The organism is Drancourtella sp. An57 (assembly GCF_002161525.1).
Classification (GTDB): domain Bacteria; phylum Bacillota; class Clostridia; order Lachnospirales; family Lachnospiraceae; genus Sellimonas; species Sellimonas catena.
In genome coordinates, this window is sequence record NZ_NFHY01000001.1 from 133,179 (window position 1) to 159,226 (window position 26,048).

General features: G+C 45.9%; 24 protein-coding genes and 1 riboswitch. Of the genes, 8 read left to right on the plus strand and 16 right to left on the minus strand.

Features of this window, described 5'->3' with window-relative positions; translation table 11 throughout:
* Positions 1 to 121: 121 nt before the first annotated feature.
* From B5G11_RS00725 to B5G11_RS00735, 3 genes are all read left to right on the plus strand, one after another.
* Positions 122 to 847 (plus strand): replication initiator protein A, encoded by a 726-nt coding sequence (locus B5G11_RS00725; RefSeq protein ID WP_087251828.1) that lies wholly within the window; start codon positions 122 to 124, stop codon positions 845 to 847.
* A 62-nt stretch (positions 848 to 909) separates the two neighbouring features.
* Entirely contained in the window at positions 910 to 1,764 is an 855-nt protein-coding gene (locus B5G11_RS00730) for an ATP-binding protein (protein WP_087251829.1), read from the plus strand.
* On the plus strand, positions 1,761 to 1,952 hold the full coding sequence (locus B5G11_RS00735; RefSeq protein WP_087251830.1) for a transposon-encoded TnpW family protein: 192 nt from the start codon (positions 1,761 to 1,763) through the stop codon (positions 1,950 to 1,952). The genes B5G11_RS00730 and B5G11_RS00735 overlap by 4 nt, the downstream gene beginning before the upstream one ends.
* A 54-nt stretch (positions 1,953 to 2,006) precedes the next feature.
* Here the strand turns inward: B5G11_RS00735 and B5G11_RS00740 are convergent, their stop codons facing one another.
* Positions 2,007 to 2,435 (minus strand): HTH domain-containing protein, encoded by a 429-nt coding sequence (locus B5G11_RS00740; RefSeq protein ID WP_087251831.1) that lies wholly within the window; start codon positions 2,433 to 2,435, stop codon positions 2,007 to 2,009.
* Between the two features lie 215 nt (positions 2,436 to 2,650).
* Between B5G11_RS00740 and B5G11_RS00745 the strand changes: the two genes are divergently transcribed.
* Positions 2,651 to 4,273: a recombinase family protein gene (locus B5G11_RS00745; protein ID WP_087251832.1), complete on the plus strand. Its 1,623-nt coding sequence runs from the start codon at positions 2,651 to 2,653 to the stop codon at positions 4,271 to 4,273.
* A gap of 71 nt (positions 4,274 to 4,344) precedes the next feature.
* Here B5G11_RS00745 and B5G11_RS00750 read toward each other — a convergent pair whose 3' ends face one another.
* Positions 4,345 to 4,911, minus strand: a complete 567-nt coding sequence (locus B5G11_RS00750) for a Gfo/Idh/MocA family oxidoreductase (RefSeq protein ID WP_242958830.1) — start codon at positions 4,909 to 4,911, stop codon at positions 4,345 to 4,347.
* A gap of 299 nt (positions 4,912 to 5,210) precedes the next feature.
* On the minus strand, positions 5,211 to 7,097 hold the full coding sequence (locus tag B5G11_RS00755; RefSeq protein WP_087251833.1) for a DUF5696 domain-containing protein: 1,887 nt from the start codon (positions 7,095 to 7,097) through the stop codon (positions 5,211 to 5,213).
* Between the two features lie 152 nt (positions 7,098 to 7,249).
* On the opposite strand from B5G11_RS00755, the gene B5G11_RS00760 reads away from it, so the two are divergent.
* Positions 7,250 to 8,185, plus strand: a complete 936-nt coding sequence (locus tag B5G11_RS00760; protein ID WP_087251834.1) for an AraC family transcriptional regulator — start codon at positions 7,250 to 7,252, stop codon at positions 8,183 to 8,185.
* A gap of 31 nt (positions 8,186 to 8,216) precedes the next feature.
* Here B5G11_RS00760 and galE read toward each other — a convergent pair whose 3' ends face one another.
* The 3 genes from galE to B5G11_RS00775 form a co-directional block, all read right to left on the minus strand.
* On the minus strand, positions 8,217 to 9,239 hold the full coding sequence (galE, locus tag B5G11_RS00765) for a UDP-glucose 4-epimerase GalE (protein WP_087251835.1): 1,023 nt from the start codon (positions 9,237 to 9,239) through the stop codon (positions 8,217 to 8,219).
* A 66-nt stretch (positions 9,240 to 9,305) separates the two neighbouring features.
* Positions 9,306 to 10,421: an aminoglycoside phosphotransferase family protein gene (locus B5G11_RS00770; RefSeq protein ID WP_087166646.1), complete on the minus strand. Its 1,116-nt coding sequence runs from the start codon at positions 10,419 to 10,421 to the stop codon at positions 9,306 to 9,308.
* Between the two features lie 2 nt (positions 10,422 to 10,423).
* Positions 10,424 to 11,350: a sugar phosphate nucleotidyltransferase gene (locus tag B5G11_RS00775; RefSeq protein ID WP_087166645.1), complete on the minus strand. Its 927-nt coding sequence runs from the start codon at positions 11,348 to 11,350 to the stop codon at positions 10,424 to 10,426.
* A 192-nt stretch (positions 11,351 to 11,542) separates the two neighbouring features.
* Here B5G11_RS00775 and B5G11_RS00780 point away from each other — a divergent pair, with 192 nt between their 5' ends.
* The gene (locus B5G11_RS00780) at positions 11,543 to 12,508 is read left to right on the plus strand and encodes an AraC family transcriptional regulator (RefSeq protein WP_242958832.1); all 966 of its coding nucleotides are present in this window, start codon (positions 11,543 to 11,545) and stop codon (positions 12,506 to 12,508) included.
* Between the two features lie 86 nt (positions 12,509 to 12,594).
* Positions 12,595 to 13,506, plus strand: coding sequence for a CorA family divalent cation transporter (locus tag B5G11_RS00785; RefSeq protein WP_087251837.1), 912 nt, complete (start codon positions 12,595 to 12,597; stop codon positions 13,504 to 13,506).
* 167 nt (positions 13,507 to 13,673) lie between these two features.
* Here the strand turns inward: B5G11_RS00785 and B5G11_RS00790 are convergent, their stop codons facing one another.
* Positions 13,674 to 16,202 (minus strand): FAD-dependent oxidoreductase, encoded by a 2,529-nt coding sequence (locus tag B5G11_RS00790; RefSeq protein ID WP_087251838.1) that lies wholly within the window; start codon positions 16,200 to 16,202, stop codon positions 13,674 to 13,676.
* 208 nt (positions 16,203 to 16,410) lie between these two features.
* Positions 16,411 to 17,157 carry a 3-oxoacyl-ACP reductase family protein gene (locus B5G11_RS00795; RefSeq protein ID WP_087166642.1) on the minus strand — a complete coding sequence of 249 codons (747 nt, stop codon included), beginning with the start codon at positions 17,155 to 17,157 and terminating at the stop codon, positions 16,411 to 16,413.
* A 126-nt stretch (positions 17,158 to 17,283) separates the two neighbouring features.
* On the opposite strand from B5G11_RS00795, the gene B5G11_RS00800 reads away from it, so the two are divergent.
* Positions 17,284 to 17,805: a GNAT family N-acetyltransferase gene (locus B5G11_RS00800; protein ID WP_087166641.1), complete on the plus strand. Its 522-nt coding sequence runs from the start codon at positions 17,284 to 17,286 to the stop codon at positions 17,803 to 17,805.
* A gap of 66 nt (positions 17,806 to 17,871) precedes the next feature.
* Here the strand turns inward: B5G11_RS00800 and B5G11_RS00805 are convergent, their stop codons facing one another.
* From B5G11_RS00805 to B5G11_RS00840, 8 genes are all read right to left on the minus strand, one after another.
* Positions 17,872 to 18,441, minus strand: a complete 570-nt coding sequence (locus B5G11_RS00805; protein ID WP_087166640.1) for a Fic family protein — start codon at positions 18,439 to 18,441, stop codon at positions 17,872 to 17,874.
* Positions 18,442 to 18,765 (minus strand): type II toxin-antitoxin system RelB/DinJ family antitoxin, encoded by a 324-nt coding sequence (locus tag B5G11_RS00810; RefSeq protein WP_087251839.1) that lies wholly within the window; start codon positions 18,763 to 18,765, stop codon positions 18,442 to 18,444.
* A 152-nt stretch (positions 18,766 to 18,917) separates the two neighbouring features.
* Positions 18,918 to 19,703: an RNA methyltransferase gene (locus B5G11_RS00815; protein WP_087251840.1), complete on the minus strand. Its 786-nt coding sequence runs from the start codon at positions 19,701 to 19,703 to the stop codon at positions 18,918 to 18,920.
* On the minus strand, positions 19,700 to 20,965 hold the full coding sequence (locus B5G11_RS00820; RefSeq protein WP_087251841.1) for a glycoside hydrolase family 3 N-terminal domain-containing protein: 1,266 nt from the start codon (positions 20,963 to 20,965) through the stop codon (positions 19,700 to 19,702). Before B5G11_RS00820 ends, B5G11_RS00815 begins: the two co-directional genes overlap by 4 nt.
* A 189-nt stretch (positions 20,966 to 21,154) precedes the next feature.
* Positions 21,155 to 21,844 carry a response regulator transcription factor gene (locus B5G11_RS00825; RefSeq protein WP_087166636.1) on the minus strand — a complete coding sequence of 230 codons (690 nt, stop codon included), beginning with the start codon at positions 21,842 to 21,844 and terminating at the stop codon, positions 21,155 to 21,157.
* Positions 21,837 to 22,994 (minus strand): HAMP domain-containing sensor histidine kinase, encoded by a 1,158-nt coding sequence (locus B5G11_RS00830; protein ID WP_087251842.1) that lies wholly within the window; start codon positions 22,992 to 22,994, stop codon positions 21,837 to 21,839. The genes B5G11_RS00825 and B5G11_RS00830 overlap by 8 nt, the downstream gene beginning before the upstream one ends.
* 101 nt (positions 22,995 to 23,095) lie before the next feature.
* A complete protein-coding gene (gene metK, locus B5G11_RS00835; RefSeq protein WP_087166915.1) occupies positions 23,096 to 24,283 on the minus strand; it encodes a methionine adenosyltransferase in 1,188 nt (395 codons plus the stop codon).
* Between the two features lie 138 nt (positions 24,284 to 24,421).
* Positions 24,422 to 24,519: riboswitch (SAM riboswitch) on the minus strand.
* Between the two features lie 123 nt (positions 24,520 to 24,642).
* Complete coding sequence (locus B5G11_RS00840; RefSeq protein ID WP_087166634.1) at positions 24,643 to 25,935, minus strand: UDP-N-acetylglucosamine 1-carboxyvinyltransferase; 1,293 nt, start codon at positions 25,933 to 25,935, stop codon at positions 24,643 to 24,645.
* Between the last annotated feature and the right edge of the window lie 113 nt (positions 25,936 to 26,048).

Consider the following 26,048-nt stretch of genomic DNA (forward strand, 5'->3'; position numbering starts at 1 on the left):
GCCCTCAAAGGGTAGCCGATATTTATATCCTTTACCCCTCAAAACGGCGTCCTAAAGCGTAACAGAAGCCCACAGACAGGAGGTGAGAACCATAACCGATTACATCACAGCCGACACCGCAATGCCGCAGTTTCTCCCGTATCCCTGTTTTCTGCTGAAAATGGACTTGTCCTATACCGCAAGGCTGCTCTATGCGCTGCTGTTAGACCGTACCACCCTCTCACAGAAGAACGGCTGGCAGGACAGCGAGGGCAGAACGTATATTTTCTATCCCGTTTCGGAGATAGCGGAAACGCTGGATAAAGGCAGAACCGCCATAAAATCCGCACTGAACGAGCTGGACGCTGCCGGGCTTTTAGTGCGGGAACGCCGGGGATTTTCCGCACCGAACCGCCTTTATGTGAAAATACCGCAAGTGCCAGTGGTACAGTTTTCCGACCATATGACCGCCATACAGCCGGAAAACCGACCCTCTGATAGCCGGAAAAGCGACCCTCATAAGGACGGAAAACCGACCTTTGCGTTGGACGGAAAACCGACCCCTAACCAACTTACTATAAACCAACTAAAAGAGAACCAACTAAAAGGAGCGAGTGGGGAGCCGCCCACCCCGTTTGGAAGATATAAAAATATTTTCCTCTCCAAATCCGAGTATACGGAGCTGAAAGAGGAATACCCGGACAGGCTGGAACGGTTCATTGAGGAAATGAGCGAGTACATAGCCGCCAGCGGAAATGATTATGTGTGCCATGCCGCTGCATTGCGCCGCTGGTTAAACCGGGAGAAAAAGGAGAACCCGAAAAAGGGAATCCCCGATTATACCTACAAAGAGGGCGAGAGCCTTTGATTACAGCGATAGAACGTCCTGTAAACAGGACGTAAAAGACCATGAACAAGGAGGACGATTTTATGAGTGATTATGATAACGCCATTTTCCGGCTTGCCACGGCACAGGAAGCAGAGCCGGAGGACTACACGGGCGAGGACGGGCTTTTATATTGCGGGAGCTGCCGCCAGCCCAAAGAAGCCTACTTCCCGGAGGGCAAGACGATTTTCGGACGTGACCGACACCCAAAAGAATGTGACTGCCAGCGCAAACGCCGGGAAACGCTGGAAGCCGCAGACCGGGAGCAGAAGCACCGGGAGGAAGTAGAACGGCTAAAAAGAAAGGGCTTCACCGACCCGGCTATGAAAAGCTGGACTTTCGGGAATGACAACGGCAAATGTCCCCAAATGGAGAAAGCCCGCCGCTATGTGGAACAATGGGAGCAGATAAAGGACGGAAACCACGGAATGATTTTGTGGGGAGAAGTCGGCACGGGCAAGAGCTACCTTGCCGGGTGTATCGCCAATGCCCTCATGGAGAAAGAAATTTCCGTGTGCATGACGAACTTTGCCCTTATCCTCAATGACCTTGCCGCCAGCTATAAGGACAGGAACGAATACATATCCCGCCTTTGCAGCTTCCCTTTGCTTATCCTTGACGATTTCGGCATGGAGCGTGGCACAGAATACGGCTTAGAGCAGGTCTACAACGTGATTGACAGCCGATACCGCAGCCAAAAGCCGCTGATTGTCACCACGAATTTGACGCTGGAAGAATTGCAGAACCCGGAGGACACCGCCCACGCCCGCATTTATGACCGCCTTATTGAAATGTGTACCCCTGTCTGTATTACCGGGGAGAATTTCAGGAAAGCCAAAGCAAGGGAAAAAATGGAACAGCTTAAAATGCTGCTGAATGGAAAGGAGATTTGCCTATGACCGACACCACGAAGAAAGACCGCCCCGCCCGCCGCCCGGATTGCATCACCGAAGTACGCCGGGGGAACACTGTCCTTGTGGTTTCCGGCTATTTCAAACAGGACACTACCGCCACCGCCGCCGACAAGATGATGAAAGTGCTGGAAGCGGAAAGCGTAGCCGGACACAAGCCGCCTTTTACCGCATAAACAGGGCATGAAAAAGCGGTCATGCCGTGGAGTATGACCGCCGGAACAGGGGATTTATAATTGTGGCTCACAATCTTTTAAGAAAAAGCGCAATGACATAACGGTAACTGCTATTTTGAATTTGATTTCCTCAGATACTTTTTTGGGCGGGTTTGATAAAAGTCTTTCAATGTCTTTTGTTTCCACACCAGCCATAGCAGCAATCGTTTTCTTAGACAAGCCATGATGTGAAAGAAGCACTTGTAAAAATGCGGTTAATTTCAAATCCTTGTCCTCTGTTGCGCTTGCATAAAGGAACGAGATTTTGTTAAACAGCCTAAACCGATATGAGCAATCGTCCGGCAGAAAGTCAATGTTTCCATTCGACAAATCCTCTATGCTGTCTAGCGGTAATCCCAAATATTGGGAAAGCGTGTTTTTGTTAAAACCGTATACGGTAATAAGTTCCTTTAACTGCTCTGTTACATTGTTTTTTTCGTCCATGTTGACCCTCTCTGTCTGTAAATTGGTTTTTGATTTTAGTAAAGTATAGCACATGAAGCCCCAATTTTCCACCTCACATTTATTGCGACAAGCCTTAATAAAAAACCGTGATATTTTTCGACATAAAGTAGCAAAAAGGACTGTACAGCCAGCCCCGCCCTATGGTATAATGGACTTACGGAATAGTGGGCTGGCTGTCGGAAACGGAGGAATCTATGTTAAGACAGACCACCCAGCAACTCATTACTGCCCTTTATCCGAGATTATCCCATGAGGACGAGCTTTCCGGGGAATCCAATTCCATAAGCAACCAGAAAAGAATCCTTGAAGCCTACGCCAAACAGAACGGCTTTACGAATCTGAAATGGTACACGGACGACGGATTTTCGGGGGCAAATTTCCAAAGACCCGGCTTCCAGTCCATGCTTGCCGACATTGAAGCGGGGCTTGTGGGAACGGTTATCGTAAAGGATATGTCAAGGTTAGGGCGAAACTATTTACAAGTGGGAATGTACACGGAAATGATTTTCCCACAGAAAAACGTCCGTTTCATTGCAATCAATGACGGCGTTGACAGCGCACAGGGCGAGAATGATTTTGCCCCCTTGCGTAACATTTTCAACGAATGGCTGGTGAGAGATACGAGCAAGAAAATCAGAGCCGTGAAGCGGTCAAAAGGAATGAGTGGGAAGCCCGTCACAAGCAAGCCCGTGTACGGCTACCTCATGGACGAGGACGAAAATTTCATCATTGACGAGGAAGCTGCCCCCGTGGTGAAGCAGATATACAGCCTCTGCCTTGCCGGGAACGGTCCGACCAAGATAGCCCGTATGCTCACGGAGCAGCAAATCCCCACGCCGGGAACGCTGGAATACCGCCGGACGGGAAGCACACGCCGTTACCACCCCGGCTATGAGTGCAAGTGGGCGGCGAATACCGTGGTGCATATCCTTGAAAACCGGGAATACACGGGCTGCCTTGTGAACTTCAAGACCACCACCCAATCCTACAAATGCAGCAAGATTATCTACAATAGCGAGGACAAGCAGGCGGTTTTTGAGAACCACCACGAAATCATCATAGACCGTGACACATGGGAGCGTGTGCAGGAGCTACGCAAGCAGCGTAAACGCCCCAACCGCTATGATGAAGTGGGCTTGTTCTCCGGCATACTCTTTTGTGCCGATTGCGGCAGCGTCATGTACCAGCAGAGGTATCAGACGGACAAGCGGAAACAGGACTGCTACATATGCGGCAGCTACAAGAAGCGCACGGCAGACTGTACGGCGCACTTTATCCGCACCGACCTTTTGACCGAGGGAGTGACGGAGAATTTGCGGAAAGTCACCAGCTATGCCGCCAAGCATGAAACCCGGTTTATGAAGCTGTTGACCGAGCAGACCGAGGACGGGAGCAAACGCCGGAACGCCGCCAAGAAGAAAGAGCTGGAAGCCGCCGAGAAGCGTATAGGCGAGCTTTCCGCAATCTTCAAGCGGCTGTATGAGGACAGTGTAGCCGGACGCATTTCAGACGAGCGTTTCACGGAATTGTCGGCAGACTACGAAGCCGAGCAAAAGGAACTGAAAGAGCGTGCCGCCGTTCTGCAGGGCGAGCTTTCAAGGACACTGGAAGCCACGGCAAACGCTGAAAAGTTTATGAAAGTGGTACGCAAGTACACCAGCTTTGAGGAACTCACCCCTACCCTGTTACGGGAGTTTGTGGAGAAAATCGTAATCCACGAATCGGAAGCACTGGACGGGAAACGCCGGGGGAAGCTCCGCAGACAGGAAATCGAAATCTATTATTCTTTTGTCGGCAAGGTAGAGTTGCCCGACTAAAGCCCGACCCGTCCGGCAGTCAGCCGGACAGGGAACGGCAAAATTTTTTACACTTCTTTTACTTCTTTATCTCACATGAGCAAAATCATAGGGCTGGTCGTATTGGAATTTCTCCAGTTTCCTCTGACAAAACTATGTGCCTGATGCCAGTATCCTACATTTTCAATAGACATAACTGAAACAATATCACCCGCTACTCCCGAATCAATAACTTCCTTTACTTTAGAGTAGATAGGTGTATATCGGAGCACATGACATACAATAACCTGTCTGTCGCATTCTTTCGCGACTTTAACCAATTCTCTGCACTCATCCAGATCCGGTGATATCGGCTTTTCAAGAAGCAGATGATATCCTTTTCTCAACGCCGGTATAGCCTGCCTTACATGCTGCTGATCCTGCGTTGTGATGAACATCACATCAGCAAGCTTGTCCTGTGCAATCAGATCTTCCGCACTTACGAAGCATCTTTCCTGAGGAATATGGAACTCTTCCGCCACTTCCTTTACCTTATCAGGATCGATGTCTGCGATTGCTACAATTTCCATTTTCTCCGGAAACTTTTTTACCGCCTGTGCGTAAGTATCTTTCCCACGGCTTCCCAGACCTGCCAAAGCAATTGTAATCTTACCGCCCAACATTACCCCTCACTTTCTTCCTTTATATTGTAATTTTCAACTATCGATTGACTTAATTATATAGTTTTTTATGCACAAATGCTTTTCCTATCGTCCTGTTATATTGTCAAATCATCCTGCTTTTAGTCTAATTGCATAATACACATTCTTATCATTTGTTTTGTCTGTACACCTTGTCCTATTTTTTCAGTTTGATTTTTGTATATTAGCACAATAAAGTGCCGCTTAAAAACACGGCGGAATCTATATGATTTCAATGCTGTCACATAAATTCCGCCATTTTCATTTATATTTACTTTTTAAGCAATCTCGTATGTCTGTTTCTCAAAGTCAACCGTTACCTGCGTTCCGTCTGAGAACGTAGTCCGCTGAATCATCGGATTGTTGTCTACCATCTCATGACGTACCATCTCGCATTTTGCAACTTTCTCATGAAGATCAGAAACCACTTTGCAGCGTTTGATATCTTCTTCCAGTTTTAATTCCACGCCTGCTTCAAATGCGCCGTCAAAGTTCGGATAAGCGGCGTCACGGATCAGGTAAGGCGCTCCGCCGTTCAGAAGCGCATACAGCATGTAGTCTTCTTCCTCGCTTACTTTATCCATCATCCACGGTTCAATCACGCAGTCATGATAAACAAGGTTATAAAGCGGTACCGGAATTCCCTGCTTTGGTTCTCCCGGCTGGCGCAGCATGAAATCATACGGCGCGTAGTGGCAGAATACCAGACTTGGTACTGCCCAGTCACTTACCTCTTCAGAACTTGGAAGAATTCCTTTTGAAAGAAGGTATTCAAAGCATTTTGCACGGAATTCATAACAGTCTCTTCTTGTCATTCTGTGCATCGGATTATCACACTCGTCTCCCTCATTACATGTAAATACGTCCAGATAAGCACCATCCAGACGGATTCCGTTTTTCTCAATTTCCTGGAAGTTTCTCTTTACATAGTAAGGAGCCTGTGTCGCACACAGATAGGACTGTGGTCCGCCCGCCCATCTCTGATGTTTTGGAATGCTTCCATCTGTGAGACGGCAAGCATAATTTTCATCAAAGCTTGGAGCTGCCAGATAGTAATCTCTGTACTGATCATGGATTCCAAACATGTATCCGCATTCATGCATGGTATCTGCCAGAGATTTCATGCCTTCCCATCCACCGGCCTCTTTACATGCCGGAAGGTAATCCGGATGCTGATTATCGTATCCCGGCTGTGCCCATCCGTCCAGATGCAGATACAGCTTTTCTACGCCGAGATCATGGAGATGACGGATTTCCTTTTCTCTTGTTTCAAATGTAGTCAGATGGTTGTTTTTCTCCGGATTTTCCGGGTCAAAGAAATCAGAATTCGGCTGCACTTCCGTCTTGATTCCCTTATGTACAAATGCACATCCGATCAGGTCATTTACAGAAGGATTTCTTGCTGCTTTTTCTTCCAGTGTTCTGAGTCTTCCCTGTTCATTGACATACTTTCTGTATACTTTACAAAGATCATTATAATCGCAGTCAGATAACAGAGTATATTTCATAATTCTTCTGTAATCCATTTTTCCAAGACTTGGCTCAAATCTCACGCTGACATGAGAATATGGTCCGTTTGCCGGATGCTCTGCCTGATATCCTGCATTCCACGGCGTTACACAGATCGCAATATATCCTGCACGTCCTCGTACCTGGCCAAACCACGGCATATATCCTCCTGCAGTTTCGAAAAATCCGTCAAAAATCACCGGCTTTAACTCCTGCGGCCATGTATTCGGGATCAACATGCCCTGTTCCTGGTTCAGAAGTGTATACCAGTCTTCTTTCGCTTCTTCAAATTCCATTTCACCCGGCCAGAGTACTTTCTGTACCTGAAGCCCCTCTTCTTTTACAGGAATCCACTCAAAAAACACGTCCCCTGTTGCCTCTTCAATCCACACAAATGTTTCAAAGGTGTAAGGAGTTTCTGTACCGTTTACACAAAATCCCTCATAAACACTGAGGATTCCGCTTCCCGTTCCGTTCTCGGCTTTTTCATGTGAAATTCTGCTGGCATCCTGAAACAGAAATTCTCCTTCTTCACAAATCATCTTCGGTACATAATTACCGGCCCATCTCCATGCTTCCTGATCTCTTCGCATCTCAAAGGTCAGCTTATTCTCATCGAATATAAGAGTTGTACCTGCTTTCGTGATCTCAATCATACCAATTTCCTTCCTTTTTGTCCATTTTGTTCAGTTTCACCCTATTGTATTTCCAATTATACATGGTTTTGCATAAACCCGCTTGCCTTATTATCTGATTTTCTTGTCTTATTATCCATATTCTGCTACAATAACGAAAAGGAGGCAGCTTCATGACCTATGTAAAAACACATTTAAAAAGAGAAATTGTCATTAATTCCATTATTACCATACATTATTTTGAATACATACGGGATTTTATTTTTCATGGCGAAGCTCATGATTTCTGGGAATTTGCCTATGTAGACAAGGGAAGTGTCCGGATCCAGGCCGGTGAGGAACAGTATCTTCTTCATGCGGGTGATATCATCTTCCACGAGCCAAACGAATTTCATGCAATCGAATCTGTCGGCAATACATCTCCGAATCTTGTTGCCGTATCATTCGTTACCCACTCTTCTGCTATGCAGATATTCAGGCAGAAACGTTGTACTTTGACAATGGAAGAACGTACCCTCATATCCAAATTGATCAGCATTGCACGCGAAACACTTGCCACTCCGATGAACCTTCCATCCATCGAACAGGTTAAACTGCGCCCCAATACACCGTTCGGCTCTGAACAGCTGATTCTTCTTTATCTGGAGTTTTTCCTGATCACCGTTGCAAGGAATCACGCCAACACCCAAAATGTTTCTCCGCAAAACCCGGTGCCAAAGATTTCTCCAGAACGCGTAATGAATAAGAGTGAACGTATAGAAAAAATCATTGAATATATGGAATTTCACATCTGCGAACAGCTTACAATCTCAGATATCTGTGAGGCACATTCTCTAAGCCGTTCTGCCCTGCAGTCCCTGTTTCACAAAGAAAAGGGCTGCGGCGTTATTGAATATTTTAACAATATGAAAATCGAACGTGCCAAGGATATTATTCGTGATGGTACGATGAATTTTACAGAGATTGCATATTTTCTTTCCTACAGCTCGCTGCAGTATTTTTCCAAACAATTTAAAAAAGCAACCGGAATGTCCCCGTTGGAGTATTCATCCTCCGTCAAAGGCATCAGCCGGTCACTTCGAGGAGACGATACAGGGAGAAACATTTAAGTTTCTCCCTGCTGTTTTTTCCATTTTTATATTATTTATCTCCATATCCATCCGGATTCTGGCTCTGCCATCTCCAGGAGTCTTCGCACATTTCTTCCAGTCCGCGTTCTGCTACCCAGTGCAGTTCATTCTTCGCCTTTGTAGCGTCACAGTAACAGGTTGCAATGTCTCCTGCACGGCGCGGTTTAATCTCGTATGGGATTTCTTTTCCGCATGCCTTGCTGAATGCTTTTACCATGTCAAGTACGGAATATCCATTTCCTGTTCCCAGGTTGTATACGGATACGCCCGCTTTTTCTTTCAGCTTTTCTACAGCGCGTACATGTCCAATAGCAAGGTCTACAACGTGGATGTAATCGCGCACTCCTGTGCCGTCATGAGTATCGTAATCATTTCCGAATACGCCGAGTTTCTCTAATTTGCCGATAGCAACCTGAGTAATGTACGGGATCAGGTTGTTCGGGATTCCTTTCGGATCCTCGCCGATTTTTCCGCTCTTATGCGCACCGATCGGATTGAAGTAGCGGAGCAGTACCACGTTCCATTCCGGATCTGCTGTATGTAAATCCGTCAGGATCTGCTCTAACATCCATTTTGTCCAGCCGTATGGGTTGGTACATGTTCCTTTCGGGCATTCTTCTGTGATCGGGATAAATGCCGGATCTCCGTAAACCGTTGCAGAAGAGCTGAAAATAATATTCTTCACGCCGTGATTTCTCATAACATCACACAGCACAAGTGTACCGGCAATATTATTGTCATAGTATTCGATCGGTTTTACAACAGATTCTCCTACTGCCTTGAGTCCTGCAAAATGAATAACAGATTCGATGTCTTCTTCTTTATCGAAAATTTCATTCATTGCCTCTTTGTCGCGGATGTCTGCTTCATAGAATTTCACGGTTTTGCCTGTGATTTCTTCCACTCTTCTCAGAGCTTCTTTAGAAGAGTTATATAAATTGTCCACAACAACCACTTCATATCCTGCATTTAAAAGTTCCACACAGGTATGGCTTCCAATAAAGCCCGCCCCTCCTGTTACTAAAATAGACATGCCTTTTCCTCCTTGATAAATTGATTCATTTCTTACATTATCAGGTTGATTATATCACACTTTTCACTATTTTTGATACTTTTTCACGATTTCGTTCATTGTATCCCACTTTGCTTCCATATCCTTGACCAGTGTAAACTGTGTTCTGCATCTGTCCAGATTGTGGTTTTCTCTGTGGATCTTGAAATAATGATCGCCTTCGAGATAGTCTGTCAGGAACCGCATACCGCACTCGAATGTCATCACTTTGGCACCCATCGGAAGCAGCTCAACTTCTCTTGGAGTGAGCTTGCCGCCGCATCCTTCCAGATATCCGTTTACATATACGTCGAACAGATTCATATCACAGGATACTTTGCTTAAATCCTGTTCATCCTCTGCCGCTGTACTTGCACCAAAACGAATGGAATCACCAAAGTCATGCATCGCAAGACCCGGCATTACTGTATCAAGGTCGATGACGCAGATGCCCTTTCCGGTCAGGTTGTCAATCATAACGTTATTTAACTTTGTATCATTATGTGTAACACGAAGCGGAATTTCTCCCTTTTCCAGAAGTTCTCCGAATACATTTGCCACGTCCTCATGTTCCAGAACAAAATTGATTTCATCCTGTACATATTTTGCGCGTCCGCAGACATCCGCCTCTACCGCCCTTTTAAATGTTTCAAATCTTGCTTTTGTATCATGGAAGCCTTTGATTGTCTCATGCAGGCTGTCTGCCGGATAATCCGCCAGAAGTCTCTGGAAGTTTCCGAATGCATATGCACTCTGGTAAAAGTCTTCCGGTTTTTCTACCTGATCGTAGCTGGAAGCATCTGTGATAAATTTGTAGGAACGCCAGTATTCTCCTTTATAGTCAACAAAGTACGGCTTACCGTCTACGGCCGGAATAACATTAAGTGTCTCTCTGTCCGGATCTCCGCCGTTTTCAATGATCTTCTTTCTCAGATAGGATGTTACTCCGATAATATTTTCCATCAGAGCTACCGGGTCTGTGAATACTTCTTTATTCATTCTCTGAAGAATCACTTTGATCTTTCCCATCTCTGCAATCTCAAATGTCAGAAGAAATGTATCATTGATATGTCCGTTTCCGTACGGTCTTTCATCAATCAGCATTCCTTCGTATTGAAAATTTGCAATCGCTTCATCGATCTGTACTTTATTTACACGCGCCATCTCTATTTGTCCTCCCATAATTTCTGCGGATATACTCCTGCGTCTTTAAGTGCCTGAATGGCAGCTACAACAACCGGTTTGTCTTCCTTATAAGTTACACCGTACCATTTGTCTTCCGATTCCAGAACAGTTACTGTTGCACGTTCTTCTCCAAGCAGTTTGCTTACAACAGCCGGGAGGAAGTATTCGCACTTCATCGGGTTTTCTTTCAGGCCACTCTCAAGGAATGCCGGGAATCCTGCCTTGATCTCGTCCAGAATACTTCTTGTGAATCCCCACATATTCATGGATACAAGTGTGTCCGGATCTACAGATACCCATGTTTCCCCATCATCTTCAGAGTAGGCGATGCCTCCGTCTCTCTTCTCGATGCGTGTTCTTTCATTAATTGCAACAAGCTGTTTGTTCTCATCCAGCTCGCAGATTCCTCGTGCCACGTGGCCATTGTCTGTAACTGTATTTTTCAGACGGTAACCAACCATCGTGTAACGGTATTTATCGTCATCTTCGTGTGTTGTCAGATAGTTGTAAATCACTTCAAACGCATGGCGTCCGTAGTAGTCGTCCGCATTGATAACCGCGAACGGTCCGTCCACTTCATCGATGGCGCTTAAAACAGCATGTGCAGTACCCCAAGGTTTCACGCGTCCTTCCGGCACCTCGAAGCCCTCCGGAATGTTATTCAGATCCTGGAATACATACGCAACATCCATGATCTCTTCCATTCTCTTTCCTACTGCCTCTTTAAAATCAGCTTCGTTCTCTTTTTTAATAATAAATACGACTTTCTCAAATCCTGCACGCTTCGCATCAAAGATAGAGAAATCCATGATAATGTGTCCTTCTTTATCAACAGGGTCGATCTGCTTTAATCCGCCGTATCTGCTTCCCATTCCTGCTGCCATAATTACTAAAACTGGTTTTTTCATATCCGAAACCTCCTTATTTTTTTCAGAACTTTTCCGTTCCTCTTCACGCTTTTTGTTTCTGACATCATTGTATGATAAAACCGAGGAAAAATCTTTGTCTGATATTTGATTTCATTTGTACAATCTGCATTTTTGCTTTGACATTTTATACCGGAATGGGCTATGATGGAGACAAGAAGAAACCGATAGCGTATGATAATTAGAAAGGCGATGGATGCGATGACATATAAAGGAATTTCTTTTCGAAAAGAACTGCTTATTGACCAGTTATTTTCCCTTCATTATTTTGAATACATGAGTACTTTTTCTTTTCCTGGAGAATCTCATAATTTCTGGGAATTTGTCTGTGTGGATAAAGGGGAAGTCACCATCGGCGCCGGTGATCAGATCTACACACTGAAAAAGGGGGACATTGCTTTTCACGAGCCGAATGAATTTCACTGGGTAAAGGCAAATGGAAGTATTGCGCCAAATCTGATCGTCATCTCCTTTTCCTCAAAAAGCCCGATAATGAACTTTTTCCGGAAAAAGATTTTACGAACCGACGATTTTGCCAGGAGCCTGCTCGCCCGGATCATTACAGAAGCCGGCAATTTTCTGGAGGGCCGGCTTGACGATCCATATCAGACAGTGCTCCGTCCAAAGTCTTCTCAGCCTCCTGCTTCCGGCCAGCTGATTCAGCTTTATCTGGAGGAACTGATGATCTATTTCTACCGGAAATATTCCGATCTTTCCACCCCGGCAGAAGAAAAGCCGGACAAGCCGGACAAGACCATGAAAGAAAATATCGATACAGAGGTCTTTAACCGGGTCGTTGCCTACCTCGGCCAGCACCTCTCCGGAAGGGTTACGATCGAAACAATCTGCAAAGACAATCTGATCGGAAGATCTCAGCTCCAGAAAATATTCAGCAAAAAATCCGGTCTTGGCATCATCGAATACTTTTCCAATATGAAGATCGAAGCTGCAAAGGAACTGATACGCACCGAACAGATGAATTTTACACAGATATCAGAAAAACTCGGTTACACCTCCATCCACTATTTTTCCAGGCAGTTTAAAAAGGTAACCGGAATGACACCTTCCGAGTACGCCTCCTCCATCAAGGCCATGGCAGACCGGAGCCATCGCCCGCAGCCGGATCAGGATTCGGAATGATTTACACAGATCTAACATAATATTTGCACTTTATTTACAGGTTACTTTTATAATCAAACAACAAAACAGGAAATACAGGTGATTTTATGATTTATCAATATGGAGAACAACTCCTTCCCATTCCATTTTCCGAATGGGAAACAGCGCGGGAGCCTGCAATATTTGTAACAGACTCCAAACATGCTCCGGATATTCTGGAGCAGGCAAATATCATATATGAAAATGAAATTTCCTTATCCAAAATCCGGTTCTGCAAACTGGAAACCCAGCAGGAATGTCTCGTAAGCACTTTCTGCATTCCCAAACTGGCAGATGTCCTCGGAAGCAGATACCGCATTTACCTCTTTGTCAATCGTCATAATATCGTAATCGTAGATGATGATGGATTCTCCGACCGGCTGATATATCGAATACAGCAGAAGAAAGCACATCAGGGGGAGACAAAAGAACGGTTCCTCTATAATTATATTTCTGAGTTTATCAGTCTGGATCCGGAAATTCTGAGCAATTATGAAAAACGACTGTTTCAAATGGAAGAGGATGTCATACAGGAAAAAGTAAAAAACTTTCAGCACGAACTGATTCCCCTGCGGCGCGAACTGCTCACATTCCGCAGCTATTATGATGAAATCATGGATCTTGGACGCGCACTTGAAGAGAATGAAAATGGCTTTTTTATCAAGAAGCATCTCAAGTATTTTGGCACGATCGGAGACCGGGCCGACCGGCTGCTGAGTAAAACAAACCATCTGTTGGATTACGCACAGCAGATTAAAGAAGCCTACCAGTCCCAGATCGATGCCCGGCAGAACAACAACATGCAGTTCCTGACCGTAATTTCCACCATCTTCTTCCCGCTCACCCTCATCACCGGATGGTTTGGAATGAACTTCAAAAACATGCCGGGGCTCGACAACGGCTATAGCAGTGTGGTTATACTCTGCATCCTCGTAATCATACTATGTGTCATTATATTCAAAAAGAAGCGGCTAATCTGATGTTTTTTTGGTTAATTTTTTGGGGACGTGTTCCGGCGTTTCGGAACCTGTCCCCAATGAAAAAAATCTGATAATTTGAGTTTACCCTTATTTTATGCGGCTTTCGGGCCTTTTTTACGTTTCGGGGACGTGTTCCGGTGCATCGGAACACGTCCCCAATATTAGCATTATTTAATTATTTCTTTATACTGTCTGTGATGTTCTAATGCTTCGGTCATTTCTGCCATGCGGCTGGTGTCTCCGATGAGGATGACGCCGCAGAGGCGGTTGTTGAGGAAGTAGTATTTCTGGTACTGTTTTTTTCCTTCGTCTTTGTATTCTACGGTTTTGTAGATGAGGTCCGGATTTTGTCCGTTATCGCCTGCTGCGAAGAGGGCGGTGTTCATGCCGTGGAAGCTTAATGCTGCCGGTACGGTGCTGTAGGTGTTGTCGTCTCCTGCCGCCTGTGCTCCGGCTGTTTTTCCTTCTTCTACTGCCTGCGGCCAGATGGCGTAATTGATGCCTTCGTACTGTGCGCAGTCTCCGCATGCGTAGATATCCGGAATGTTTGTTTCCATCTTCTCGTTGACAATCACTGCTCGGTCTGTCTCGATGCCTGCTTCTTTTGCAAGTGCGGTGTTTGCTCTTACGCCGCAGGATACGATAACGAGTTCAGCCGGGATCACGGTGCCGTCAGCGAGGCGTACGCCTTCTGCTTTTTCGCCGCCTTCGATGGCTTCGATCTGTACGCCGGTGTGGATCTGGATTCCCTGTCCTTCGCTGATCTTCTTGAGCATTTCTCCTGCCGTTTTATCAAGCTGGCGTCCCATCAGTACCGGTGCCAGTTCCAGCACTGTCACTTCGCATCTGGATTTTTTGAGTTCCCATGCCGCCTCCAGGCCGAGAACGCCTCCGCCGATGACAACTGCGTGTTTTGTCTCTTTTAATTTCTCTGCTACTTTCTTTGTATCGGAAAGCCTCCGGATTGCAATGACTCCGTCTTTGTCCGCTCCTTTGATCGGCGGAATGAAACATTCGGATCCCAGTGCATAAATCAGTTTTGTATAATGATATTTGCTTCCGTCATCCAGATGTACTTCTTTTGCTTCCGGATCGATTTTGACTACTTCGTGTCCAAGAATCTGGTAAATATGATTTTCTTCGTACCAGGATGCGTCTTCCACTGCGATCTGTTCTTCATTCAGACCTGCCATGATGGATTTGGTCAGCATCGGACGGTTGTATGTCCGGTAAGGTTCATTGGAAATCATTGTAATGGTTCCGGTACGGTCTCTCTTCCGGATCGCTTCTGCTGCATAGTGGCCTGCTGCTCCGTTTCCGAGAATGATATAGAAATTCTTTGTATCATTGGAAAATTCGTTCTCTTCCGCCTCCACTTCCACAAAGTTTTCCGGTCCTACTCCGCAAACCGGGCAGATGTCAATGGAGGAATCAAAAACAGCGCCGCAGACAAGACATTTTACCAGTGTCCTTGCTCCTTTTTTCTTCTTTGGATTCTCTTTTTCCTGAAGAAGGCATCCGAAGTTAAATCCGTAATCAAAGGCATCCTGAAGCTGATTTTCGTCTGGTTTAAACCGTACACGGAATCCTTCTGTTACCTTCATATTCAGCTGTTTCAGTCTTTCGATCAGATGCGGTACGGCCTCTCCGCTCCATCCATAGCTTCCGAATGCGCTGGCGAGTTTTCCGCCGTGTGTTCCCGCAAAGATGGAAGTTGTAAGATCCCAGATCGGTTTCAGGGCTTCTCCGACGATTGTTGGTGACCCGAACAGAATACCGTCCGCAAATCCAAGCTCTTCAAGTACTTTTGCCTGATCAGCCTCTACCATATCATAAGCCCGCACATCGATATCCCCGCTTGCACGGATTCCTTCTGCAATCTTTTCCGCCAGGGATTTGGTATATCCGTAGGCGCTGACATATGGCATGATCACCGTTTTCTTCGGATTTGGATTGACTACTGTGCTCCACTCTTCGTAGGTATTCAGAATAAAGTCAATCTTATCATCGATAACCGGTCCGTGTCCGGTGCAGATCATGGAAATATCCAGCTCGCGCACTCTTTCCAGTGCTTTTAACATGAACGGCTTGAACGGCCCGATAATATTATCATAATAATATTTTGTGGCTCTCATATAGCCTTCCCAGTCTGTCACCTTGCTCAGCAGGACATCGTCAAATCCGTAATGGGATCCGAATGAATCACAGGTAACAAGAATCTGTTCTTCTTCAATATAAGTATACATCGTATCCGGCCAGTGCAGGTTCGGTACAAAGAGGAAACGGAGCGTACGGTCTCCGATCTTCATTGTCATGTTGTCTCTTGCCGGAATTCCGGTAAAGTCTCTGTTTACGATCTCTTTCAGAAATCCAAGGGCGCAGCCTGTAGCGATGATTTTCATGCCCGGGTTCAGATCCAGAAGCCGCTCCACACTGCCTGCATGGTCCGGCTCGGTGTGCTCTACAACAAGATAGTCAATGCTCTCCACATCGGTAATTTCTTTGAGTTTTTCCAGATAATCATCGAAAAATTTCTCTTTTGCAGTTTCGAAGAGGATGGTCTTGTCCCCTGTTTTCAGAACGTAAGAATTGTATGTTGTTCCAAATTCTGTGTACATGATAATGTCAAATACACGCAGATCGGCATCTACAATTCCTGTCCAGTAAAAATTCTCCCTTAGTTTCAGTGCTTTCATTCTCTAACCTCCGGTTATGTCTGACAAAAATAATAATTACTGTTTTTAGTATAATCCATGTCGGTAAAAAAATCCAGCTTTTTTTCGCAATCTGCAATTCCTCTTTTCATCTGCATTCTTCGGCAAATGCGCAGACAAAGCCGCCGGGAATTTCGTTTCCCGACAGCCCCTTTGATTTAAAACAATCGTTTTTTCAAGAACAGTATCTCTATGCCCTGCTCATGCCGTCTACACTCAGAATCACTCCTGTAATATAGGATGCTTCCTCTGATGCCAGAAATACAAATGCGTTGGCAATATCTTCCGGCTGCCCGAGACGGCGGAGCGGAATCTGCGCAATCAACGGATCAATCACTTCTTTCGGTACCGCTTTCATCATATCCGTCTCCGTAATTCCCGGTGCCACCGCATTGACGCGGATTCCTCTCGGGCCAAGTTCCCGTGCCAGCGAGATTGTCATTCCATTTACTGCAAATTTGGAAGTCGGATAAGCCACACCTGCTGCCTGTCCAGAAATACTTACCATTGACGAAGTGGATAAAATGACACCTTCGCCCTGCTCCACCATATAATCCACAACTGCTCTGGATGCATTAAACACGCCCTTCACGTTCAGATTCATAACCTTGTCGAACAAGTCTTCCGTATATTCTGTAAACGGTACGCTGTCCGAAACTCCCGCATTATTGACAAGAATATCGATTCGTCCGTATGTGTCATGTATGCCTTTTACAGCTTCCCGTACAGATTCCAGACTGGAAAGATCCGGACAGATTCCCTCCACGGATGCTCCCGGAACGCTCTCTTTCAGCTGAGCGACTGCTTTATCCGCCGTCTCCTGCCTGCTGGCAGCCACAATCACTTTTGCTCCTTCTTCGAGAAAACGTTTTGCTGTAGCAAATCCGATTCCGCGGCTCCCTCCGGTAATCAATGCAACTTTGTCTTTCAGTTTCATATCATACGCCTCCTTTTGTTCGTCCTCTTTATTTATCATTATCATAACACATTTTTCAGATTTTTCGGTGATAAACTCACAATAGTATGATAAAATCAAATTATCAAATGCGCAGGGAGGAGTATTATGATTTATTATGATGACGGCATCATCCTGATTCGGACGCTGGTCCCGGATGATGCGCAGATTCTTGCAGAGGAAGAACAGTTCCAGGGCGACCATGTGACCCGGGAAAAATATGACATGCGTCTTCAGGATCAGGCAGAGGGAAAAGCCGTGGCACTGGCTGCCGAATACCAGGGGCAGACAGCCGGTTATATCAGCATCTACCCGGATTCTGACCGGGGCGCCTTTGCAGGGAAAGGGCTGCCGGAGCTTGTGGATTTTGGTGTCCTGAAAAAATACCGGAACCATGGGATTGGCTCTCTTCTGATGGATACCGCGGAACAGATTGCCGCCGGATTTGCCGATACGGTCTATCTTGGTGTCGGACTTCACAGCGGCTATGGAAGTGCCCAGAGAATGTACATCAAACGCGGATACATTCCGGACGGAAGCGGCGTCTGGTATGGAGATCATATCTGTGAACCTTATACAGACTGCTGTAACGACGATGATCTCATACTATATCTGTCGAAAAAACTATAACTGCAAAAAGACCGCCCGGCAGAAATATCTTTCTCTCTGCCGGGCAGTCCTTTTTACCTTTATCATTTACTGCACTGCCTTCCAGAACAGTGCCTCCATTTTTTCATATCTGCACAGGAAAGACTCCTTGCTCGCCTCCATCATCTCATCTCTGGAAACCCGCGCAAACCGGATTACATAACCTCTTTTCAGCGCAAGCTCCCGGATAAACTCTCTCTGTGTCCTTCCATTACCTTCCCGAAACGGGTGCAGCGCATTAATTTCGGAAAAATAATAGGCAAGACGTCTGACAATCCGCTCTTTCGGAAGCCCTGCAAGGTAATGCTCCTCTTTCAATTTTCCGAACAGTTCATCGGCCTGCCCCTCAATAAAACGTGCTTTGCAAAAGACGGCCGATTTGGAAATATCAACCGTACGGATCTCCCCTGCCCAGGAATAGAGATCCTGGAACAGGTATCTGTGAATGCTCTTTAGGTGATCCAAATCAAAATCACCTTTCACGGGAACATCCAGCAAATCGCTCATGCGAAACATTGTTAGCCGTCTCTCAGCCTCTTCCAGTTTCGCCTGATCCCGGATGTCCATCTTGTTGATCAGTACGTCCGAATCCGGATAACAGTAAATCGTATCACTCATTTATGCCTCCGCGTATTCTGCCAGGATCTCCTCCCTGAATTTGTCTTTGTCTGCCGCTTTCCGGTACTGGTTTAACAGCTCCAGGTCTTCTTCTGTCAATGTCAGCCTTTCCATCTCCATGGAAACTTTGACTTCTTCTGCCTTTTCCTGTTCTGTGTAAGCCTGCGGCATTTTTACTTCAAACGGAATACTTTTTGTCATGATGATCTGTTTCAACAGCATATTCACTACAGAAGACAGATTCGTTCCGAGCTCCTCAAGAATCACACTGGCCTGCTCTTTGTCTCTCTCATCTGTCCGTACCTGTAAAAATGTCTTCGCCATTGTTCTGCACCTCCCGTATTCTATTTTACATTTTTGTATTTACATTGTCAATACGCTCAACGTCAAGAAGCAGGACCCAAAATCCTGCTCCTCCTCATAATCAAACCGAAAACTCTCACCCGCCGATTGTCTGTCTTCCTTCCCTGTCTGTTCTATTTTCTTCTCTGCCTGCAGACCTCATACATCAGAATTCCCGCTGCCATGGCCGCATTTAAAGACTCTACCTGACCATGCATCGGAATCTTGATTTTGTGCTCCGCCTCAGCACATATCTCTTCCGGAAGACCATTTCCCTCATTTCCAATAAGAAATGCCGTCGGTTTTGTATAATCTTCCTCATCATAGAAACGGCTGTCATCCAGATGTGCCGCATACGTGTGAATTCCATGTTGTTTTAGAAGGCGAACAGTCTCTTTCATATCATCTACACAAACTGCTCTCATCCGGTAAATCGATCCCATCGTGGACCGGATGACTTTGGGCTGATAAAGATCCGCGCAGTTCGAACCAAGGATCACTCCTGTCACCCCGGCACCCTCCGCCGTCCGAAAAATCGTTCCCAGATTTCCCGGGTCCTGCAGATGATCCAGCACCATCAGAAAAGGTGCCCTTCCGTCTTCTCCGTGAAGAAGATCGTCCATCGTCCAGGACATTCTCCGAATCACCCCGAGAATTCCCTGCGGCGTTTTTGTATCCGACATGTGGGCAAACACTGGATCACTTACCATCTCCGCTTTCTTTTTTAAATGTTCCGGCAGATCCGGATATTTTTGCAGAAATGTCTCTGAAATATACAGCTCTTTGATCCGGCTTTCCGGCGCTTCCTTCATCATCCGGATCCCCTCTACGATAAAGATTCCTTCCTCATTTCTTGCTTTTGCCTTTTTCTGCAGCTTCAGTATCCGCTTGATTTTCTGATTTGCTGTACTTGTAATCATGACGCGCTCTCTCCTGATTCTCCCATTTTCACTTCCAGAATCCGTCTTACGGATTCATCGATCCGGTCTTCCGATATTGTGCCGGAATTTACCGCGCTCAAAATTCCCTGATATGCATCCTCAAAATCCTGCGGCATCAAAATCATGTCAACTCCCGCCTGAACAGCCTGTACCGCTGCCTCAGCAGATGTATAATTATTTGTAATTGCTCCCATATTCATAGCGTCTGTAATTACGATCCCGTCAAATCCCAGATCATTACGCAGCATCTCTGTCACTACTTCTTCGGACAGAGAAGCCGGTGTATCATCCTCCAGAATATTCGGAAGAGAAATATGCCCAACCATTACAAACTCTGTGTCCGCATCAATCGCAGCCTGAAATGGAAGGAACTCGCACGATTCCAACTCTTCCTTCGTGCTGTTTAAATACACCGTCCCCTCATGGGAATCCCCGCTCGTTCCTCCGTGTCCCGGAAAATGCTTGGACACTGTATAAATCCTCTGGCTGTGGAATCCCTTTATCGCCTCGGATACCATCTCTGACACTGTCTCAGGATCCGATCCGAATGCCCGGTACTGCGCAATCGTATTTTCCTGGTTTGTCCAGACATCCGCCATCGGAGCAAAATCCATATTAAAGCCAAGCTCTTTCAGATACGTTCCGATCGTCTCGCCCGCATCATACGCCTTCTGACTGTCCCCGGATGCACCAATCTCTGACATATTTCCTACATTCTCAATGCCAAGAGCCGCATTTCCCGCAATCCGTGCTACTGTTCCGCCCTCTTCATCCACGGAAAGGAACGGCTCCACTCCGACCACCTCTTTGGAAAATCCTGTAATCGTATCATTCCACGTCTTGATCTGATCCTGAGAGACCAGATTATTTTCCATCATGATCAGACCGCCCACCGGCCGCTCCTTATAGGCCGTTTCCGTCACCTCTCCCGGATTCCATGTTCCCTGAACACCTGTCAGAGCATCCGGTGTGATCATAAACATCTGCGCAATCTTCTCCTGCAGCGTCAGCTCCTCCAGCTTCTGATCAATCTCACTTTCCTGTGTCTTTGTCTCTTCTTCCCGTGTAGCCGAATCTTCTTTTGTCTGCTGCGAAGCACCCTCCTGCTCCGCCTCATCACGCCCTGCATTGCTAAAATAGATCACTGCAGCAAACGCACCTGCCGACAAAAGCATACATCCGATTCCAAGCGCCAGTCTCCCCGTTCTTCTCCTTCTGCGTTTCCTTTTCTTTCCGCTCATATGATCCCCTTACTATATTAATTATTTAACCTGAAATTTATAAAAATTTTATTATCAGCTTTAAGAGTATTATAATCGAAACACCCTGTCAACCCCCGTTTTCCGCGAATTTCCGGAAGCACACAATTTTGGGGACGTGTTCCGGTGCACCGGAACACGTCCCCAAAAATTTAGAAACAATTCTGTCTTTTATACTTTAAAGCGGTATCCAACTCCCCAGATGGTTTCAATATACTGTGGTTTGGATGTGTCGTACTCGATCTTTTCGCGGATTTTTTTGATATGTACTGTAACAGTCGCGATGTCTCCGATCGATTCCATATCCCAGATTTCGCTGAAGAGTTCATCCTTGGTGTATACATGGTTTGGATGGCTCGCCAGGAATGCGAGGAGATCGAATTCTTTCGTCGTAAATGCTTTTTCTTCTCCGTTAACCCACACACGTCTTGCTGTGGTGTCAATCTTCAGTCCACGGATTTCGATGATTTTATTTTCTTCCGCGTGGCTTCCAATCAGTCGTTCATATCTTGCAAGGTGTGCCTTGACTCTGGCCACCAGTTCGCTCGGGCTGAATGGTTTGGTCATATAGTCATCTGCCCCAAGACCGAGTCCTCTGATTTTGTCAATGTCATCTTTCTTTGCAGATACCATAATAATCGGTACATCTTTTTCATCACGTACTTTCCTGCAGATCTCAAATCCGTCTACTCCCGGAAGCATGAGATCCAGAATCAGAAGATCAAAGTCTTCTTCCAGTGCCTTTTTCAGTCCTGCGTTTCCGTCATTTTCCACCTCTACCTCAAATCCACTGAGTTCCAGATAGTCTTTCTCCAGATCCGCGATCGCTTCTTCATCTTCTATAATAAAAATCTTACTCATAAATTGGTACCTCCTGATATTTTCGGATGACAAAGTACATTACCGTCCCTGTGCCCGGTCTGCTTGTGGCCCAGATTTTTCCGCCATGTTCTTCAATAATTTTTTTTACAATGGAAAGCCCGATTCCGCTCCCGCCTTTGGATGAATTTCTGGAAGCATCCGTCCGGTAAAAGCGGTCAAAAATATATGGCAGATCCTTCGCGTCGATTCCTTTTCCGTTATCCTCCAGCTCCACCTGGATAAAGTCACCCACATCTTTGACCCTCAGGTTGATCCGCGGCTGCTGTTTGTCCATATATTTCAGGGAATTACTGATAATATTATTGACAACACGCATCAGCTGCTCGGCATCCGCAATAATCTTGACATCGTCTTCAACATAATTAAAATATCCAAATTCCACGCCCTGATTTGTGAGTTCGGAAGACAGATTCTCCGCACAGTCATTAAAATAGTCATTGACCCGGACAGGGGCGAAATTGTATGGAATCCGGTTTGTATCAATCTTTGTGTAGAACGTCAGCTCGTTAATCAGTGTGTTCATCTCATTTGCCTTGTTGTAGATCGTTTTGATATAACGGTCCATTTTCTCCGGCGTATCTGCCACTCCATCCATAATCCCTTCCACATATCCTTTGATTGCTGTAATCGGTGTCTTCAGGTCATGGGAAATATTACTGATCAATTCTTTGTTGTCTTTATCATTTTTCAGCTTTTCTTCCGCGTTCTCCTTCAGCCTTTTTCGCATTTCCTCAATGTCCTTGCACAGCTGCCCGATCTCGTCGTCTTTTTCTGGATGAAGCTCAAAATCCAGCTCTCCTTCTGTGATACTCTTTACCGCGATCTCCATCTTCTCAATCGGCCGCAGAAGGCTGCCGTAAATCCAGAGAATCATCAGCATTGCCGTAAGGGCAAGAATCAGGATCACACCAATGATCATGGTGCTGAGAAATTCGTGAACTTCCGGAATTTGACTCAATGTACCGATCGACTGCTTAAAGTCCCGGTACTCCTCACCTGAAATCCCATAGGTACGTTCGATGGCTTTAATATGATAGTTCGCCACACCCCATACAGCAAAGCCGGTCAAAACCGCCGGCAGAATCGTAATGATTACGAATGAAATAATCAATTTTGTCTTCAATTTCAAAACAGTTCTTCCTCTCTGCTTTCTCTGCTCTGATCACAGGTACAGTATATCACGAAAAAGGGCGCCTCCACTATAGGCGCCCCTAAAATTTTCTAAAGTTTTTATAAATACTTTTTCAGTGTTTCCACCTTATCAAGCTTCTCCCAAGGAAGATCCAGATCGTTACGTCCGAAGTGTCCGTATGCTGCTGTCTGTTTGTAGATCGGTCTTCTGAGGTCAAGCATTTTGATGATTCCTGCCGGTCTTAAATCGAAGTTTTCACGGATCATTTTTACCAGCGCTTCATCGGAAAGCTTTCCTGTTCCAAAGGTATCTACCCACACGGAAGTTGGCTGAGCAACTCCGATCGCGTAAGAAAGCTGTACTTCACATTTATCCGCAAGGCCTGCTGCCACTATGTTCTTTGCTACATAACGTGCCGCATATGCTCCGGAACGGTCTACCTTTGTGCAGTCCTTTCCTGAAAATGCACCGCCGCCGTGACGTGCCATTCCGCCGTAGCTGTCTACGATAATCTTACGTCCTGTCAGTCCGCTGTCACCGTGCGGTCCGCCGATAACGAAGCGTCCTGTCGGATTGATGAAGAACTTCGTATTCTCATCGATCATCTTCTGATCAAGAATCGGATCGAATACATACTTTTTAATGTCCTCATGGATCTGTTCCTGTGTGACTGCCGGATCATGCTGTGTGGACAGTACCACTGCCTCCAGACGTCCCGGTTTTCCTTCTTCATTATACTCTACCGTCACCTGAGATTTTCCATCCGGGCGAAGATACGGGAGTGTTCCGTCCTTTCTTACCTTTGCAAGCTGCTTTGTAAGCTTGTGCGCAAGGGAAATCGGATACGGCATATACTCTTCTGTCTCATTGGACGCATATCCGAACATCATACCCTGATCACCGGCACCGATCGCTTCGATCTCCTCATCGGACATCTTGTTTTCTTTTGCTTCCAGCGCTTTATCAACGCCCATTGCAATATCGGATGACTGCTCATCAATAGCTACCAGAACACCGCATGTGTCCGCGTCAAATCCGAATTTTCCTCTTGTATATCCGATCTCTCTTACCGTGTCGCGCACGATCTTCTGGATATCTACATATCCGTTGGTTGTAATCTCACCCATAACCATTACAAGACCTGTCGTTGTACATGTCTCACATGCCACACGGCTCATCGGATCCTGCTCCATCAAAGCATCCAGAATCGCGTCAGAAATCGCGTCACAGACTTTGTCCGGATGACCTTCTGTTACTGATTCAGAAGTAAATAATAATTTTTCCATCTTTTCCTGCCTTTCCTTTTCTCTCATATACTGTCTGTTTTCTCTGGCGGGCTTTTCTGCTGCACTAAAACATATTAATGCGCAATAAAAAAGCAGCCCACCATAAGCGGACTGTTATATATACATCATATATCAATCCTCTTATTGTTCGATTACTCGCTCAGGCTGGCACCTTCCGTGACCGGGGTTGCCGTGGCTTCTCAGATCCTATGTATCTCCACCACTCTGAATAAGAGAAAATATAACTTGATTTACTTGTCACTGTACGGAATCATATCACCATCATATAATCCTGTCAAGAGTTTTTTAACAAAAGCAGGGATACGGTATCTCCGCACCCCACTCCTCACGTACTGTTTTCAGCTGACTTTCAGTTTAAATTTCTGGATCTCTTTTTCGCTTGAAACCTTCTCAATTTCAGCGCCGAGCTCTCTTAATTTCTCTTCAAACCGTTCATATCCTCGCTGAATGTAGACAATATCATCCACAATCGTAATACCGTCCGCAGCCAGTCCTGCAAGCACCAGCGCAGCTCCGGCTCTCAGATCCGGCGCGCTCACTCTGGCTCCGGAGAACCTCTCCACGCCCTCGATTGTCGCTGAATTTCCCTCAATCTTGGAAACCGCTCCCATGCGCGCAAGCTCATCCAGATATTTAAACCGGTTTTCAAAAATGCTTTCTGTAATCGTACTTGTTCCTTCGCACAATGCCAGCGCAACTCCCATCTGCGGCTGCATGTCTGTCGGGAATCCCGGATAAGGAAGGGTCTTCACCTGTGTATGACGCAGTTTCCCTTTTGAAACTACACGCACAGCGTCATCAAACTCTTCCACTTCGCATCCGATCTCTACAAGCTTTGCAATGGTCGCTTCCAGATGCTTCGGAATCACATTGAGTACTGTCACGTCGCCCTTTGTCACGGCTGCTCCAAACATAAAGGTACCTGCCTCAATCTGATCCGGAATAATAGAATACTCCGCCCCGTGAAGTCTGCTTACACCTTTGATCTTGATCACATCCGTACCTGCGCCTCTGATATTAGCTCCCATGCTGTTCAGGAAGTTGGCAACATCTACTACATGCGGCTCTTTTGCCACATTTTCAAGAATCGTCATACCCTCTGCCATCGAAGCTGCCATCATCACATTGATCGTAGCTCCTACGCTGACAACATCAAAATAAATATGGCTTCCCACAAGTCTGTCCGCATCGGCAAGAATCTTTCCGTGCTCAATCTCCACTTCCGCTCCAAGGGCACGGAATCCCTTCAAATGCTGATCGATCGGTCTGCTTCCGATATTGCACCCGCCCGGAAGTGCCACTTCCGCGTGCTTATACTTACCGAGAAGGGCTCCTAAAAGATAATAGGAAGCTCGAATCTTCTTGATATAGTCATAATCAATATTAAAATCATGCACCGCTCCACCGCTGATCTGTACCGTATGACGGTCAATTCTCTTGATCTGCGCACCGATACCTTCCATTGCTTCTAATAAAACATTGATATCATTCACATCCGGAAGATTATCAATGTGTACTGTCTCATCCGTCATAATTGCAGCTGCAAGAATTGCAAGCGCCGCGTTTTTGGCTCCCCCTATGACAACTTCGCCAACAAGAGGAGTCCCTCCCTTAATAATATACTGCTCCATATCACACCTCGACTACTATTTAATCGTATCCGTAATTTCGTCCTGATCTATCTAAATTTTAACTAATGTTCATATAAATTTAACAAAGAACACTCTTACCGGATTAGTATAGC